We start from the raw sequence: 16,579 nt of genomic DNA on the forward strand, positions 1-16,579 counted from the left end.
GGCAAACTCAAGGCTTTGGGAGTGGTGGCATGAGCGTCGCTTTGGTTCTCGTCGAGCATGAGGGCGGCCAGATCAAGGACGCCACCCTCGCCACCGTCACCGCCGCGGCGCAGCTGGGCGAGGTCCACGCGCTGGTCGTCGGCCAGGGCGTCGGCGCGGTCGGGGAGGCCGCCGCCAGGATCGCCGGCGTCGCCAGGGTCCATGTCGCCGACGACGCGGCTTATGCCCACAACCTCGCCGAGAATGTCGCGCCGGTCGCCGCCGCGCTGATGCGCGACCATTGCGACTATTTCGTCGCCCCGGCGACCACGACCGGCAAGAACATCGCGCCGCGCGTCGCCGCCTTGCTCGACGTGATGCAGGTCAGCGACATCCTCTCGGTCGAGAGCGCCGACACCTTCACCCGGCCGATCTATGCCGGCAATGCGATCGCGACCGTGAAGTCGTCCGATGCCAAGAAGGTGCTCACCGTCCGCGGCACCGCCTTCGAGAAGGCGGCGCGGGAAGGTGGCGCGGGCGCCGTCGAGCCGGTTTCGGGCGAGGGTGACAAGGGCATCTCGTCCTTCGTCGGCGCCGAGCTCAGCAAGTCGGAGCGGCCGGAGCTGACCAGTGCCAAGGTGATCGTCTCGGGCGGCCGCGCCTTTGGCTCGAACGAGCAATTCCACGGCCTGCTCGATCCGCTCGCCGACAAGCTCAAGGCGGGCGTCGGCGCGAGCCGGGCCGCGGTCGACGCCGGCTATGCGCCGAACGACTATCAGGTCGGCCAGACCGGCAAGATCGTCGCGCCAGAGGTCTATATCGCGATCGGCATTTCCGGCGCGATCCAGCACCTCGCCGGCATGAAGGATTCGAAGACGATCGTCGCGATCAACAAGGACGAGGACGCGCCGATCTTCCAGGTCGCCGACGTCGGCCTGGTCGGCGACCTGTTCAAGATCGTGCCCGAGCTGACCGAGAAGCTGTAGGGAAACGTCCGGCTTCGAGCGTGACTGAACTAAGCCCGCGAGCGGCGCATTGCTTCATCTCGCAAATCGCGAAGGCGACGCCAGTGATTTTCGCCTGGCAGCATGGCCTCCCAATAGAGCCATCCGTTTAGGCTGGGAACGCTCCCGTCCCTGGTTCGCGCAAGCGCGCTCGCGGCTGAGGATAAGGTCGAATATTCTCGGCCGTCGACGACGAGGTGACCGTCCAGGAACATACCTTCGAAGATTTGTCGGCCACGCTGGTACTTCATCCGAGCCTTCGCCCCATGAGGAATTTCCACGAGTCCCTCGCGCCAGGGGCGTTGGCTGTTTGTCGTGGCGGTCAATTCGGGTGCGGCGATCGCTTCGGGTAGGTTCAACAATCTGCGCAAGGCTGTGTTCGGGGGTTCGTCGAAGCCGCGGCGTTCATTCTCAATCATCCTATGGACGTCAAAATCGATCTCTACGGTGCGCATATCGATCTCCTATAACTACTGGATAGTAGTAAAAGGAGTTGAGCGCAATACGTGGTCTGGTGAGGCCACGTGCATTACAATGTCATGCATGGCTAGCAATGCACTCGTTCAAACTCGCATCGAGGGGACCGTGAAGGAAGAGGCGGCCGCCGTCCTCGCCACCATGGGTCTTACCCTATCTGATGCCGTGCGGTTGATGCTGATACGGGTGGCCCATGACAAGGCGCTTCCGTTCGACCCGTTGAAGCCGAATGCGAAGACCGTGGCCGCAATGAAAGAGGCCCGCGCCGGGAAGCTCAAGCGGTTCGACAGCGTCGGGGCGCTGATGGCCGATCTCGATGCGGGCGATTGAGCGAACCGGCCAGTTCAAGCGTGACTGGAAGCGGGAGAGCAAGGGCCGTCACCGGAAGACCCTGGCGGCCGAGTTCGTCACGCTCCTCCAGGCGCTGGCCACTGACCAGCCACTGGAAGAAAGACATCGCGACCATGCGCTCGCCGGCGAGTGGAAGGACCATCGGGACTGCCATGTGAGGCCCGACCTCGTGCTCATCTATCGCAAGCCAGACGAGAAAACGTTGCAATTGGTCCGGCTTGGCTCCCACTCCGAACTCGGCTGGTAGCTTCCGCTTCATTGAATCCCGGAGAGAAAGCTCGCGACGTTAGCGCCGAGTGCGGGGACCGCATAACCGCCTTCCATCACGACCAGGGTCGGCAGGCCGAGCCCGGCGATCTGCTGCGCGAGCACCGCATAGTCGGTCGTGTCCAGCCGGAAGTGCGAGATCGGGTCGCCAGCGAACGTATCCGCGCCGTAGGAGACGATCAGCAGCTCCGGCGCGAAGGCCGCGACCCGGTCCAGTGCCGTCTCCAGCGCTGGCAGGTAGGCGGCGAGATCGGTGCCGCGGGGCAGCGGCAGGTTGAGGGTCGCGCCTTCGCCGTCGCCCTCGCCGGTCTCGTCGGCATGGCCCCAGAAATAGGGATAATCCATCACCGGATCGGCGTGGATCGAGACGAACAGCACGTCGCCGCGGGCGTAGAAGATGTCCTGCGTGCCGTTGCCGTGATGATAGTCCACGTCGAGGATCGCCACCTTGCGTCGGCCGGCGTCGATGGCCGCCTGCGCGGCGATGGCGGCGTTGTTGAGATAACAATAGCCGCCGAGATAGTCGGCCCCGGCATGATGGCCGGGCGGGCGGCAGGCCGCAAAGGCGCTCTTCTCACCGGCCAGCACCGCGTCGAGCGCGCTGAGCGCCGTCTGCCCGCTCCAATAGGCGCCCTCCCATGTCCCCGCCGCGATCGGCGAGGAAGCGTCGAAGCTGTGCTGGCCGAGCCGCGCGTCGACCCGGTCGAGCTTGAGCGGCCGGCGGCGCACCACCGGCCAGGCATAGCCCGCCGCGTCGCCCTCGCGCCCCGCCGCCCGCCAGTCCTTGTGCGCCGCCCAGAGGAAGGCGAGATAGTCCTCCTTATGCACCGCCCGCAGCGGCCCCTCGCCGTGGTCGATCGCCGGCTCCGCCGGCCCGATCGCGGCGAGGATCGCCTCCGCCCGCGCCGGCGTCTCGGCGAAAGGGACGAAGCCGCCATTGTGCAGCTCCATCTGCGGGGCGTGGGCGAGCTGGCGGGGATCGAAGAAGGCGCGCATTCGCCGCCCTTAGCGTCGGGCCTGCCGCGCCGGCAATCGGTGACAGGCTAACGCCGCCTTCACCCTTTCTTTGTCAATTTCTCCGACACTGTGCTCATGTCGGACCGCCTTACACTCGCTCTCCCGGCCGAGGACGCACGCCCGTGATCCGCCTGTTCAAGCATTATGTGCCTTATGCGGTGCTGATTCTCGGCGCGATCGACTTCGCCTTGCTGCTGCTCGCCGCCGAGGCGGGCTGGCTGATCCGGCTCTGGCAGGTCGGGGTGGACGGCGGGGCCACCGCGGAACGGCTGCCGAACATGCTGGCCTTCGCCGGCGCGGTGCAGGCGGCGATGGTCGCGGTCGGCGTCTATGGCGTCGAGGCGCTCCATTCGGTGCGCTTCGCCACCGCCCGCCTGGTCGCGGCGATGGCGCTCGGCATCATTGGCTTGTCGCTGCTCTTCTTCATCTTCCCGCCGGTCGCCTTCTGGCGCTCCAGCCTGCTCTACGCGACCTGGATCGCGCTCGTCGCGATGGTCGCCGTGCGCGGCTTGCTGCGCGACGTGCTCAGCGGCGAGCGTTTCCGCCGCCGCCTGCTCGTCCTCGGCGCCGGTCCGCGCGCGGCGCGGATCGAGGCGTTGACCCATAAGCCGGGCGCGAGCGTCGCCGTGGTCGGCTTCGTCGCGATGAACGATGGCCCCGCGGCGGTGACCGGGTCGGTCAACCGCGTCGACATCGCCAGCCTGCCCGATCATCTCCTCGCGCTCCGCGCGACCGAGGTCGTGCTGGCGCTCGAGGAACGGCGCAATGCGCTGCCGCTCAACGATCTGCTGCGGATCAAGACGACCGGTGTCGAGGTCCACGATTTCTCCAGCTTCCTGGAGAGCGAGACGGGCCGGGTCGATCTCGACAGCCTCAATCCCTCCTGGCTGATCTTCTCGGACGGCTTCTCGGCCGGCCGACGGCTCTCCTCCTGGGGCAAACGGCTGTTCGACGTCATGGCCAGCCTGGCCGGCCTCGTGCTGTTCGCGCCGCTGATCCTCATCGCCGGCATCGCGGTGAAGCTCGAAAGCAAGGGACCGGTCTTCTACCGCCAGCGCCGCGTCGGCCTCTATGGCGAGACGTTCGACGTGATCAAATTGCGCTCGATGCGCACCGATGCCGAGGTCGGCGGCAAGGCGGTGTGGGCGCAGAAGGACGATCCCCGCGTCACCCGGGTCGGCCGCTTCATCCGCCAGACCCGGATCGACGAGCTGCCGCAGGTGTGGAGCGTGCTGAAGGGTGAGATGAGCTTCGTCGGCCCGCGCCCGGAGCGGCCGCAATTCGTCGCCGATCTCGAGGAGCGGCTGCCTTATTATGGCGAGCGCCATGTCGTGAAGCCCGGGATCACCGGCTGGGCGCAGATCAACTATCCCTATGGCGCCTCGATCGCGGATGCGCGCGAGAAGCTGGAGTTCGATCTCTATTACGCGAAGAATTACACGCCGTTCCTCGATCTGCTGATCCTGCTCCAGACCGCCCGGGTCGTGATCTGGCCGGAGGGCGCGCGATGATCGGCGATCTGATCATCCTCGGAAGCCACCTGCTCGCCGCCGCCCTGTTCGGCGCGCTGGCAATTCAACAGCTGCGCCGCTGGGCGGACGAGCCGCGCCACCGGCCGCTCGTCGCGGCTTTCGCGGCGGTCAGCCTGTGGGCGATCTTTCTCGCTTTCCTCGATCCGGACGCGATCGCGACCCGCTTCGCCGAGAGCGCCCGCAACCTCGCCTTCTTGGCCTTCATGCACGGCCTGCTCAAGGAGGCCGGCGAGGACGACCGGCAGAAGGCGGTGAAAGCCGTCTACGCGGCGGTCGCGGGAGCGATCGGCGTCCAGATCGCCGTGGGCGGCGTCACCGACCAATTCCGGCATTTGCCGCTGGCCTTCGAAGCACTTCATTCGGCGAGCCAGCTGCTCGGCCTCACCATCGCCGCCGGCGCGCTGATCCTCGTCCACAATCTCTACGGCCAGGCCGATCCCAGGTCGCGCGCGATGCTGCGCCTGCCGACGATCGCGCTCGCCGCGATGTGGGCGTTCGATCTCCACCTCTACACGGTCGGCTATATGTCGCCCGGTCTGGGCGGCGACCTCGTCCTGCTACGCGGGCCGGCGCTGGTGATGCTCGCGCCCTTGTTCGCTTTCGGCCTGCGCGGCGCGCCCAACTGGCGCTTCCGCCTGTCGCGCGCGGCGACCTTTCAGTCGGTCTCGCTGTTCGCGATCCTGCTCTATTTCGCCGCGATGATGTCGGCCTCCTGGGTCGCCGGCATGATCGGCGGCGACATGGGCCGGGCGGCGGAGCTCGCGCTCATCGCCGCCGTCACGGCTGTCGCGATCCTCGTCATGACGTCGGCCAGGGCGCGGTCGCGGGCGCGGGTGTTCGTCGCCAAGCATGTCTTCGAGCACCGCTACGACTACCGCCGCGAATGGGCCCGCTTCACCGACACGGTTGGGCGGGAGCAAAGCGACGGCGCGCCGCTTGAGGAGCGCGTCATCAAGGGCCTGGCCGATATCGCCGAGGCGCCGGGCGGGCTGCTGCTGCTGGTCGACGATCACGATCGGCTGAGCCCGACCGCGCGCTGGAACGCGACAGCGACGCTGCCGCCCTCCGCCGACGGGGCCGATGCGCTGCTGCGTTTCGTGCGCGAGCATCGCTACGTCCTCGATTTCGAGCAATTGCGCGACGGCGTGCTCACCGTCGGCGAGGCGCGCGTCCCGGTGCCGGACTGGCTTGTCCGCCTCGACGAAGCCTGGGCGGGCGTGCCGCTGATCCATGCCGGCCGGCTGCTCGGCCTGGTCGTGCTTGAGCATCCCGCCTTCCGCCGCCGGCTCGATTGGGAGGATCTCGATCTCTTCCGCACCGTCGGCGTGCAGGCCGCCTCCTATCTCGCCGAGGCGCGCGGTCAGCAGGCGCTCGCCGATGCGCGCCGGTTCGACGAGTTCAACCGCCGCTTCGCCTTCATCCTCCACGACATCAAGAATCTGGTCAGCCAGCTGAGCCTCGTGTCGCGCAACGCCGAGCGGCATGCCGACAATCCCGAGTTCCGCGCCGACATGATCGCGACTTTGCAGGGCTCGGTGACCAAGATGAACGCGCTGCTCGCCCGCCTCTCGCCGGGCGCCCCCCGCTTGGCCGAAAGCCCGCGCGAGACGGCGCTGGCGCCGGTGCTGGCGGCGGTGGCGGCGGCCAAGGGCCGGATGCGGCCGGTGCTGGTCACGGGCGATGCGGACCTCGTCGCTCATGCCGATCCCGACGCGCTCGAAGAGGCGATCGGGCATCTCGTCCAGAACGGCATCGACGCCAGCCCGGCGGACGCGCCGGTCGGCATCAACTATTTCGAGAGCGGCGGCGATGTCGCGATCGAGATCGTCGATACCGGCTGCGGCATGTCCGGCGATTTCGTTGCCACCCGGCTGTTCCAGCCCTTCGTCTCGACCAAGGAAGAGGGTTTCGGCATCGGCGCCCATGAGGCGCGGGCGCTGATCCTCGGCATGGGCGGTCGCGTCGAGGTCGAAAGCGCGCCGGGCCGCGGCACCTGCTTCACCATCTATCTGCCGGGCGCCTTTGAGCGCGTGGCGGCGACCAGCGAACGGATCCGCGCATGAATGCTCCCCTGAACCATGACAAGCTCAAGCCGGTGCTGCTGATCGTCGAGGATGACGAGGGTCTGCAGCGCCAGCTCAAATGGGCCTATGACGATTATCAGGTGATCACCGCCTCGGATCGGCAGGCGGCGATCGACATCGTCCGCGCCGCCGAGCCGGCGGTGGTGACGCTCGATCTCGGCCTGCCGCCCGATCCCGATGGCGTCACCGAGGGGTTCGCGGCGCTGGAGGCGATCCTGGCGCTGAAGCCTGACACCAAGATCATCGTCGCCTCCGGTCACGGCGCGCGGGAGAGCGCGCTCAAGGCCATTGCTGCGGGCGCCTATGATTTCTACGCCAAGCCGGTCGACATCGATCAGCTCGGTCTGATCGTCCGCCGCGCCTTCCAGCTGCATGAGATCGAGGCCGAGAATCGCCGCCTCGCCAGCGAGGTCGGCGCCGACAAGACCGTGCTTGGCGCGATGGTCACCGCCTCACCGGAAATGGCGAAGGTCGCGCGGACGATCGAGCGGGTCGCCGACGCCGACGTTTCGGTGCTGCTGCTCGGCGCCAGCGGTACCGGCAAGGAATTGCTCGCCCGCGGCCTGCACCAGTCGAGCCGCCGGCGCGGCAGCGGCTTCGTCGCGATCAACTGCGCGGCGATCCCCGAGAGCCTGCTGGAGGCCGAATTGTTCGGCTATGAAAAGGGCGCGTTCACGGGCGCGATCAAGACGACCGAAGGCAAGATCGAGCTGGCCGAGGGCGGCACGTTGTTCCTCGACGAGGTCGGCGATATCCCGCTCCCCTTGCAGGTCAAGCTGCTCCGCTTCCTGCAGGAGCGGGTGATCGAGCGGATCGGCGGCCGCCGCCCGATTCCCGTCGACACGCGGATCGTCTGCGCGACGCACCAGAATCTGGAGGCGATGATCGCCGACGGCCAGTTCCGCGAGGATCTCTATTACCGGATCGCCGAGATCGTCGTCCGCATTCCGACCCTGGCCGAACGGCCGGGCGACGCTGCGTTGGTGGCCAAGCATTTCCTCGCCCGCTTCGCGCGCGAGATGAACCCGAAGGTGACCGGCTTCGCGCCGGGCGCGCTGGCCGCGATCGAGAACTGGCGCTGGCCGGGCAACATCCGCGAGCTGGAGAACCGGATGAAGCGCGCCGTCATCATGGCCGACGGCAAGCTCATTTCCGCCGAGGATCTCGATCTCGCCGCGCCGGCCGACGAGCAGCTGCCGGTCAACCTCAAGGCCGCCCGCGAGACGGCCGACCGGCGCGCGATCCGCAAGGCGCTGGCCAGCGCCGGCAACAACATCTCCAGCGCCGCCAAGATGCTCGGGATCAGCCGGCCGACGCTCTACGATCTGATGAAGCAATATGGGTTGCAGCCGTGAAGGCAGCCGCGCACGCCTCCCATGATGAGTCATCCCGGCGAAAGCCGGGACCCATGACCACCCTCGGTGTCGAGCTCGCTGGAGCGTTGTCGCTGGCCCTCAACCGCCTTCGTTCATGGGTCCCGGCTTTCGCCGGGATGACTCCGATGGTGTTGGCTCTGGCCCTCCTCGCCGCCTGCGCGGACGGCACGGGTGCGTTCGAGCGCGGCCGGGCCGCGTTCGAGGCGGGGGACATGCGCGCGGCGCGGGTGGAGCTGATGAACGCGCTCCAGGCCGATCCGGCGAATGCCGCCGCGCGGCTGCTCAAGGCGCGGATCGATCTCGCGCTGGGTGACGGCGTGGCGGCGGAGGCGGAGGTCGTTCGCGCACGTCAGGCCGGAACCGGCGTCGAGGAGACCCGCCATCTGCTCGCCCACGCCCGGCTGCTGCAAGGCGATGCGCGCGGCGCCCTGAGCGAAGTGGGCGAACCGACTGGCGCCGACGCCGCCTATCGCGCCCGCATCCGCGCCCGCGCGCTGGCGGCGCTCGGCGACGGCGGTGCGGGCGCGATGTTCGATCGGGCGATGGCGTTGGGTCCGCGCGACAGCGAGGTGTTCGCCGACGTCGCCATCTTCCGCCGCAACCAGGGCAATATCGCCGGCGCGCTGCAAGCGGTCGACCAGGCGGTCGCCTTCGGCCCGCGCAATGCCCGCGCCTTGCTGCTGCGCGGCGAATTGACCCGCAGCCAATATGGCCTCGCCGCGGCTTTGCCCTGGTTCGATCGGGCGCTGGAGGTCGATCCCGGCTATGTCGACGCGCGGCTGGAGCGTGCAATCACTTATGGCGATCTCGGCCGGATGCAGGACATGCTCGCCGACGCGCGCGAAGCGCACCGCCTCAGCGGCGGCGTGAGCAACATGGCCTTCTATCTTCAGGCGGTGCTCGCCGCCCGCGCCCGCGATTACGAACTGGCCCGCGCCGTCTACAACCGCACCAACGGCGCCTTCGCCGATCGGCCTTCCGGCATGCTGCTCGAAAGCGCGATCGATTTCGGCATGGGCAATGTCGAGCGCGCCGCGCAGCGCCTCGCCCGGCTGGTCGCGATCCAGCCCGGCAACCGCCGCGCGCGTCGGCTCTTGGCTGCCGCCCGTTCGCGGATGGACGATCCAGCCGGGGTGATCGCGGCGATTGCGCCGCTCGCCGTCCGGCCCGACGCCGATTCCTACAGCCTGACCCTGATGGGCCGGGCGCTCGCCGCGCGCGACGACGCCGCCGGCGCCTCGGCCTTCCTCGCCCGCGCCGCCGCGCCGCCGGCCCGCTCGGCGCTCGATCCGCTGAGCCCGCAGGATTTCGACGCGCTCCGCCGCCAGGCGATGGCCGAGCCCGGCAACGGCCCGGTGCAGGTGCGGCTGATCTCTGCCCTGCTCGCCCGCGGCCTCGGCGAGGAGGCGCTGGCGCGCGCGCGGCAGTTGCAGGCCGCCAATCCCGGCGCGCCGGAGGTCCATATGCTGGTCGGCGACGCGCTCGGCACGCGCGGCGATTTCGCCGGCGCGGCGGAGCAATATCGCCGCGCCGCGAACCTGGCTTTCTCCGAGCCGGTGGCGCTCCGGCTGATCGAGGCGCTTCGCCGCTCGAACCAGGTGCCGGCGGCGGACGGGGTGCTGACGCTGTTCCTCCGCCAGAACCCGCGCAACGTGCCCGCGCAGATCATGGCCGCGGCGCGGATGATGGAGCGCGAGGAATGGGCGGAGGCGATCGCCGTCTATGAAGGCCTGCGCCGCCGGATCGGCAACAACGACGCGACGATCCTCAACAACCTCGCCTGGGCCTATGCCGAGACTGGGGATTTCGATCGGGCGCTGCCTTATGCCCGCCGCGCCTGGGCGCTCGACCGCGACAATCCGGCGACTGCGGATACTTTGGGCTGGATTCTTTATCGCGGCGGCAGCGATCCGCTCCGCGGGCTGGCTTTGATGGAGCAGGCCGCCCGCGGCGCCCCGAACGACGCGGCGATCAGGCGCCGGCTGGAGCAGGCGCGGCGGGGGTAGGGGGCAAGCTTCGACTGTCCGTTAAGGGTGGTTTTCTGCCATTCGTCATTGTGGATCGAATAGCTCGATCGACACTGAAATCTCGGCAGCGGCTACTTCACCGTCCACCCCGTAAATCTCAGGAAGATGGAGAACATATCCGTTCTCGCTCCGATCAACCCACAGTTCCGAAAGCACGTTCTGGTGGTTCCACCCACTCAACGTGAGGGAAGTAATACCCTTGAGTGAGTAGGTGACGAGAGCGTGTCGATCCCGACGGAAGTGTCCCTGTTCAGTGGTGTCGCTATTCGTTCGCCAAGCATGAACGCGCACGTATGATGCTTCGGGATCGCGCCGAAGCTCGATCGAAACAACCTCGGCGTCGTGGAAGTTGGGTGGGTAACCAAACCAATCAACGACAGTTTTCCAGCCCGGGATGGTGTCAACTTCTGTCATGCGATCCGGATAAACGCCGGGGGCGGGGGCCGCAAGCAAGGGCCGCAATGGGTCGAAAGCGGTCACCCGGCCAGCGGCGCCGCGATGCGCCGCAGGCTCGAGCAAGCGCGGCGGGGTTAGCCCTTCCCTGTTCTCCGGCGAAGGCCGGAGTCCAGTCCTTCTTTTTGCGCCGCTGGACCCCGGCCTTCGCCGGAGAACAAGGCTCGGCTAACGCAAGGTCGCGCTGTCCAGGTTGAGGCTGGCAATCGGAATCACCGTCACCGTCCGCCCCGCCGCGCGTAGCCGCTCGACGAACTGGTCGGCCTGGCCGACGATCACCATCGTCGCGCCTTCGGGCGCGATCAGCGCGCCGGCCGCCGCCTGCGCCTCGGCCGGGGTCACGGCGAGGACCGAGGGGATGTAGCGCTCGATCTCGGCCGGATCAATGCCGCGCGTCACATAGGAGGCGATCAGGCTCGCCACGCCCGACGTGGTTTCCGCGTTGCGGCCGAAATCGCCGGTCAGCGAGGCGCGCCGGGCGACCAGCTCGGCGGGCTGGATCGGCTCCGCGCCCAGCCGCCGCATCTCGGCCAGGATCAGGCCCAGCACCTCGGCCGCCGCGTCGTTGCGGGTCTGGGTGACGGCGAGGAACGGCCCCGGCTCGGCGCGCGCGTCGAGGCTGCTGCCCGAGCCGTAGGAGAGGCCGCGGCGGATCCGGATCTCCTGGTTCAGCCGCGCGCTGTAGCCGCCGCCCAGCACCGCATTGGCGACCAGCGCCCGGTAGAAGGCCGGATCGCGCCGCGCGATCGTGCCGCGCGCCACCGCCACCGCCGCCTGGCCGGCGCCGGGCATGTCGACGACGATCACCTCGCTGCGCGCCTCGCGCGGCGCGGCCCGCGCTTCGGAGCGGGATGGCGCCGCTTCCGCCTGCCAGCTGCCGAAATGGCTCTCGGCAAGCCGGCGCGCCGCCTGCGGGTCGATGTCGCCCGTCAGGATCAGGGTCGCATTGTCCGGCCGCCACTGCGCGCGAAAAGCGCGCTCGATGTCGGCGCGGGTGATCGCCGCGAGGCTCGCGGCCGTGCCGCCGGCCGGATGGCCGTAGGGCGCCGCGCCGTAGAGGGCGCGGGCGGCGGCCAGCCGCGCGACCTGTCCCGGATCGCTCATCGCCACCTGGAACGCGTCGCGGGCCTGGGTGCGCTGCCGCTCGACTTCCTCGTCGGCCAGGGTGGCGTTGCGCGCGATATCGGCGATCAACGCGACCGCGCGGTCGGTCTCGCCGGTGCGGACGGTGAGCGCGAGCGAGGCGCCGTCCCAGCCGGCGGTCGAATCGAGCGTCGCGCCGAGCGCCTCGGCCGCCTGGTCGATCTGCGAGGCGCTGCGGGTCCGCGTGCCTTCGGTCATCACCGCGGCGGCCAGGGTGGCGGTGCCGGCGCGGTCGGCCGGGTCGGCCGCCGATCCGCCGCGCGCGACCAGCCCGGCGGTGACGAGCGGCAGGCGCCGGTTGGTGATGGTGATCACGGTGAGGCCGTTGGCGAGCCGCTGGCGGTTCGGCGCGGGGATCGCGGGCGCGATCTCCGGTCCCGGCGCGGGCGGCTGGACGCGCTCATTCTCCGGCGCCGGCTGCCAGACGCGGACGTTGGGCGGGGTGACGAGCTGCGCCGTCTCGACCGTCGCGGCGGTCGCGATCACGTCCTCGCGGGCGCCGTTCTGGCCCTCCTCGGGCAAATAGCGGACGGCGGCGCTGCCCGTCTCGGCGAGCCAGCGGCGGGCGACGCGCTGGATGTCGGCCGGGGTGACGGCGGCGATCCGGGCGAGGCGCGCATCGGCGGCGCTTGGGCTCCCGGCGAGCAGCACCGCCTCGGCCAGGGTCTCGGCTCGGCCTTCGACCGTCTCGCGCTCCCTCAGCGCGCTGGTGATCAATTCGTTCCGCGCCTCGGCCAGCTCGGCCGCGGTCACCGGCTCGTCGCGGAAGCGGGCGATCTCGCGCCGCAGCGCCGCTTCGCCGGCCTCGGCGCTCTGGCCCTGCGAGAGGATCGCGAAGACGGCGAGATTGCCCCGCCCGCGCCGGACATCGACGAACGAACTGGCCTGCGCCGCGATCCGGTCGCGATAGACGAGGGCCTGGTGGAGCCGCGAGCTTTCGCCGGTCGAAAGCACGCCGTCGAGGACCTCCATCGCCGCCGCGTCCGGATCGCTGGCGGGCGGGACGGGGTAGGAGAGCAACACCGCCGGCAGCGGCGTGTTGGCCTCATAGACGGTGTAGCGCCGCGCCTCGCGCCGGTCCGGCTCCTCGACGCGGACGCGTGGAATGGTCGTCGCCGGCCGCGCGATCGGGCTGAAATAGCGGTCGACCCAGGCGTTCAATTGCGCGTCGTCGAAATTGCCGGCGACGAACAGCACCGCATTGTCGGGGCGATAATAAGTCGCGTGGAAGGCGCGCACGTCGTCGATCGTCGCCGCGTCGAGGTCCTCGATGCTGCCGATGCCCGGCCGGCCATAAGGGTCGCGGTCGTAGGAGATCATCGGCAGATAGAGGTAGAAAAGCCGCCCATAAGGCGCGGCCAGCACCCGGCTGCGGAGCTCCTCCTTCACCACGTCGCGCTCGGAGTTGAAGAAACCGGGCTCGATCACCAGCGAGCTCATCCGTTCCGCCTCGGCCCAGAGCAGCCGCTCGAGATGGTTGGCGGGGACGACCTCGAAATAATTGGTGTAATCGTCGTTGGTCGAGGCGTTGTTGAAGCCGCCGACGTCCTCGGTCAGCCGGTCGAACTGCTCCGGCACCATGTTCCGGGTCGATTTGAACATCATATGCTCGAACAGGTGCGCGAAGCCCGATCGGCCGCGCGGATCGTCGCGCGAGCCGACGTCGTACCAGACCTGGACCGAGACGTTGGCGCTGCTTGGATCGCCGATCGAATAGACGCGAAGGCCGTTGGCGAGCGTGCGGGTCTGATACTGGATCGGCGGCACGGCCGGCGCCTGCGCGGCCGCCGCGACCGGCAGAAGCAGAAGCAAGGCAAGGCCCAGGCGGATCAGCGTCTTGGTCATCATCTTCTCCTGAGCCCGGCAGCGACGCTGGGGCGGCTGCGGCGCGTCGTCAAGCGGGATTGGCCAGCAACTCGGCCATCTCGGCCAGCTCCAGCCAGCGCGTCTCGGCCGCGTCCCGCTCGGCCCGCGCCTTGGCGACCGCGTCGGTCAGCTGCGCGAAGCGGGCCGGATCGCGCGCGTAGAGATCCGGATCGGCTATGATATCCTCGTCGCGGGCGATCTCCGCCTCCAGCGCGTCGATCCGCGCGGGGAGCAGATCGTAGTCGCGCTGGTCCTTGTAGGTCAGCTTCCTCTTCCCCTCCCGCTCGCGGGAGGGGTTAGGGGAGGGCCTTTCCTTCGGCGCGGCGACCTTGGGGTTGTGGACGTGCGGCCGCCTCTTCCGCTCCCAATCCTCATAGCCGCCGGCGACGATATCGACCTTGCCCGAGCCGTCGAGGCCGAGCGTGATCGTGACCGTCCGGTCGAGAAAGTCGCGGTCGTGGCTGACGATCAGCACCGTGCCTTCATAATCGGCGATCACCTCCTGCAGCAGGTCGAGCGTCTCCAGGTCGAGATCGTTGGTCGGCTCGTCGAGCACCAGCAGATTGGAGGCGCGGGCGAACTCGCGGGCGAGCAGCAGCCGGGAGCGCTCGCCGCCGGAGAGGCTGCCGATCGGCGCGTCGATCAGGGTCGGCTCGAACAGGAACTCCTTCAAATAGCCCTGGACGTGCTTCTTCACGCCCCGCACCTCGATCCAGTCGCCGCCCTCGGCAAGCACGTCGCGCACCCGCTTCGCCGGATCGAGCAATTTGCGCTGCTGGTCGATCATCACCCCGGCCAGCGTCTTGGCCCGCGTCACAGCGCCTTCATCCGGCGCGATCTCGCCGGTGAGCAGCTTCAGCAGAGTCGTCTTCCCGGTGCCGTTCGCGCCGACCACGCCGATCCGGTCGCCGCGCTGGATGCGCAGGCTGAAGTCGCGGACGATGACCCGCTCGCCGCCTGCCCCGGACCCCGATCCGGGGAAGCGCTTGGTCACCCGGTCCGCCTCGATCACCATCTTGGACCGGATTTCGTCGGTCTGGAGCGCGAGCTTCGCCGTGCCCGCCGGCCCGAGCATCGCGGCGCGGGCGGCGCGCATCTCGTTCAACTTGGCGAGCCGCCCCTGGTTGCGCCGCCGCCGCGCCGTGACGCCGCGCTGGAGCCAGTGCAGCTCGAGCTTCAGCTTCGCGTCGAGACGCTCGGCGTTGCGCGCCTCCTCCTCATAGACCTTGTCGGTCCAGGCCTCGAAGCCGCCATAGCCGACCTCGGCCCGCCTCAGCTGCCCGCGATCGAGCCAGAGCGACTGGCGCGTCAGGCGCGTGAGGAAGGTTCTGTCATGACTGATGACGATGAATGCGCCGTTGAATCGTCCCAGCCAGTCCTCCAGCCATTCGATCCCGGCAAGGTCGAGATGGTTGGTCGGCTCGTCGAGCAGCAGCACATCGGGGCCCTGCGCCAGCGCGCGCGCAATCGCGGCGCGGCGGCGCTCGCCGCCCGAGGCGGTGTCGGTCGGCCGATCGAGATCGACGCCGATCTGGGTCGCGATCGCGTCGATCTCATGCGCCGCCGCGCCGCCAGCCAGCGCGAAGTCGCGCAGGGTCGCGAAGGGGGCGAGGTCGGGATCCTGCTCGAGCAGCACGACCTTCGTTCCGGGCTGGATCGTCCGCCGCCCCTCGTCGGTCTCGATCAGATCGGCGAGGCATTTGAGCAAGGTCGTCTTGCCGGCGCCGTTGCGCCCGATCAGCGCCAGCCGGTCGCGCCCGCCCACGAACAGGTCGAGCCCGCGGAACAGCCAGCCCGATCCCTGAATCAGGCCGAGATTTTCATAAGCGAGGACAGGTGCGGCCATGGCGGGGAGTCGGTTAGCGGTCCGGGCGCGCGTCGTCACCCATCCTTGACGCGATTGAGGCAGACGCTATTGCGGCTGCGAATCACTCGCATTAGCGTTTAGGAGGAATATGACACGCGCGGCTCTCATGCTCGGCACGGCGATCGCCGGCCTGCCCGGCGCCGCCTGGGGGCAACCGCGGCTCGCCGCCAACGACGCGGTCGAGCAGACCGTCACCGTCACCGTCACCGCGACCCGTTCGCCGACCCAGGTCGAGGACGTGCCGGCCACCGTGACCGTGATCGACGAGCGGCGGATCGCGGACGAGCTGAGCACCGACGTGCGCGACTTGGTCCGATTCGAGCCGGGCGTCATCGTGCCGCGCTCGCCAGCTCGGTTCGGCGCCGCGCTCGGTACCGCCGGGCGGGACGGCAATTCCGGCTTCCGGATTCGCGGCATCGGCGGCAACCGGGTGCTGATCCAGGTCGACGGCATCCGCGTGCCGGACGGCTTCACCTTCGGCGCCCAGGCGGCTGGCCGCGGCGACTACGTCGATCTCGGTATCGTCCGCTCGGTCGAAATCCTGCGCGGGCCGGGCTCGGCGCTCTACGGCTCGGACGGGCTGGCCGGGGTCGTCAGCTTCATCACCAGCGATCCGGCCGACCTGCTGGAGGGCGGCCGGAACGTCGCCTTTCTCGGCCGCGCCTCCTATGACAGCGCCAGCGACGAATTTTCCGAGACAGCGATTCTCGCCGGCCGCGCGGGGGACTGGTCGGCGCTGGTCAGCTATACCCGCCGCGACGGCCATGAGCTGGGCAATGAGGGGACCAACGAGTCGCCCGATGCTCGGCGGACCGCGCCGAACCCGCAGGATACGAGCTCCGATGCGCTGTTCGGCCGCATCGTCTTCGAGCCCGGCAGTGGCCACCGGATCCGGCTGACCGGCGAATATGGCGACAGCCTGGTCGTGACCAACGTGCTGAGCGGACGGACCCCGCCGCCGGCGGCGGGGCCGCTTCCGGCGACCGCGGTGATCGATCTGCGCGCGCGCGATACGATCGAGCGCCGTCGGGTCAGCCTCGACTGGCGCTACGAGGGCGAGGGCATGATCGATTTCGCCCAGGCCGCCGTCTATTGGCAGGAGAGCGACAATCGCCAGTCCGCCTTCGAGGACCGCA

The 16,579-nt window shown here is 69.1% G+C and carries 13 protein-coding genes; 8 read left to right on the forward strand and 5 right to left on the reverse strand.

Going from position 1 to position 16,579, the window contains the following annotated elements:
* Positions 1-29 precede the first annotated feature (29 nt).
* Positions 30-965: an electron transfer flavoprotein subunit alpha/FixB family protein gene (locus ACT4N3_RS01135; protein ID WP_444853365.1), complete on the forward strand. Its 936-nt coding sequence runs from the start codon at positions 30-32 to the stop codon at positions 963-965.
* Positions 966-994: 29 nt separating this feature from the next.
* Here ACT4N3_RS01135 and ACT4N3_RS01140 read toward each other — a convergent pair whose 3' ends face one another.
* Positions 995-1,438 (reverse strand): hypothetical protein, encoded by a 444-nt coding sequence (locus ACT4N3_RS01140; RefSeq protein WP_444853366.1) that lies wholly within the window; start codon positions 1,436-1,438, stop codon positions 995-997.
* Between the two features lie 88 nt (positions 1,439-1,526).
* On the opposite strand from ACT4N3_RS01140, the gene ACT4N3_RS01145 reads away from it, so the two are divergent.
* Positions 1,527-1,790: a type II toxin-antitoxin system RelB/DinJ family antitoxin gene (locus tag ACT4N3_RS01145; protein ID WP_444853367.1), complete on the forward strand. Its 264-nt coding sequence runs from the start codon at positions 1,527-1,529 to the stop codon at positions 1,788-1,790.
* Positions 1,777-2,058 (forward strand): type II toxin-antitoxin system YafQ family toxin, encoded by a 282-nt coding sequence (locus ACT4N3_RS01150; protein ID WP_444853368.1) that lies wholly within the window; start codon positions 1,777-1,779, stop codon positions 2,056-2,058. Before ACT4N3_RS01145 ends, ACT4N3_RS01150 begins: the two co-directional genes overlap by 14 nt.
* Before the next feature lie 8 nt (positions 2,059-2,066).
* Here ACT4N3_RS01150 and ACT4N3_RS01155 read toward each other — a convergent pair whose 3' ends face one another.
* A complete protein-coding gene (locus tag ACT4N3_RS01155) occupies positions 2,067-3,074 on the reverse strand; it encodes a histone deacetylase family protein (RefSeq protein WP_444853369.1) in 1,008 nt (335 codons plus the stop codon).
* 143 nt (positions 3,075-3,217) lie between these two features.
* Between ACT4N3_RS01155 and ACT4N3_RS01160 the strand changes: the two genes are divergently transcribed.
* Genes ACT4N3_RS01160 through ACT4N3_RS01175 form a run of 4 tightly spaced genes read left to right on the forward strand, consistent with a single transcriptional unit; the run spans position 3,218 to position 10,093 of the window.
* Positions 3,218-4,606, forward strand: a complete 1,389-nt coding sequence (locus tag ACT4N3_RS01160; RefSeq protein WP_444853370.1) for a TIGR03013 family XrtA/PEP-CTERM system glycosyltransferase — start codon at positions 3,218-3,220, stop codon at positions 4,604-4,606.
* A complete protein-coding gene (gene prsK, locus ACT4N3_RS01165; protein WP_444853371.1) occupies positions 4,603-6,690 on the forward strand; it encodes an XrtA/PEP-CTERM system histidine kinase PrsK in 2,088 nt (695 codons plus the stop codon). The genes ACT4N3_RS01160 and prsK overlap by 4 nt, the downstream gene beginning before the upstream one ends.
* A complete protein-coding gene (gene prsR, locus ACT4N3_RS01170; protein WP_444853372.1) occupies positions 6,687-8,066 on the forward strand; it encodes a PEP-CTERM-box response regulator transcription factor in 1,380 nt (459 codons plus the stop codon). Before prsK ends, prsR begins: the two co-directional genes overlap by 4 nt.
* A 53-nt stretch (positions 8,067-8,119) precedes the next feature.
* Complete coding sequence (locus ACT4N3_RS01175; protein WP_444853373.1) at positions 8,120-10,093, forward strand: tetratricopeptide repeat protein; 1,974 nt, start codon at positions 8,120-8,122, stop codon at positions 10,091-10,093.
* A gap of 45 nt (positions 10,094-10,138) precedes the next feature.
* Here the strand turns inward: ACT4N3_RS01175 and ACT4N3_RS01180 are convergent, their stop codons facing one another.
* The 3 genes from ACT4N3_RS01180 to ACT4N3_RS01190 form a co-directional block, all read right to left on the reverse strand.
* Positions 10,139-10,528, reverse strand: coding sequence for an Imm50 family immunity protein (locus ACT4N3_RS01180; protein WP_444853374.1), 390 nt, complete (start codon positions 10,526-10,528; stop codon positions 10,139-10,141).
* A 207-nt stretch (positions 10,529-10,735) separates the two neighbouring features.
* Positions 10,736-13,555, reverse strand: a complete 2,820-nt coding sequence (locus ACT4N3_RS01185) for a M16 family metallopeptidase (RefSeq protein ID WP_444853375.1) — start codon at positions 13,553-13,555, stop codon at positions 10,736-10,738.
* Positions 13,556-13,604: 49 nt separating this feature from the next.
* Positions 13,605-15,422 (reverse strand): ABC-F family ATP-binding cassette domain-containing protein, encoded by a 1,818-nt coding sequence (locus ACT4N3_RS01190; protein ID WP_444853376.1) that lies wholly within the window; start codon positions 15,420-15,422, stop codon positions 13,605-13,607.
* A gap of 109 nt (positions 15,423-15,531) precedes the next feature.
* Here ACT4N3_RS01190 and ACT4N3_RS01195 point away from each other — a divergent pair.
* Positions 15,532-16,579: TonB-dependent receptor plug domain-containing protein (locus tag ACT4N3_RS01195; protein WP_444853377.1), on the forward strand; the 1,048-nt coding region annotated here is incomplete at its 3' end.

The organism is Sphingosinicella sp. (assembly GCF_052388015.1).
Lineage (GTDB): Bacteria > Pseudomonadota > Alphaproteobacteria > Sphingomonadales > Sphingomonadaceae > Allosphingosinicella.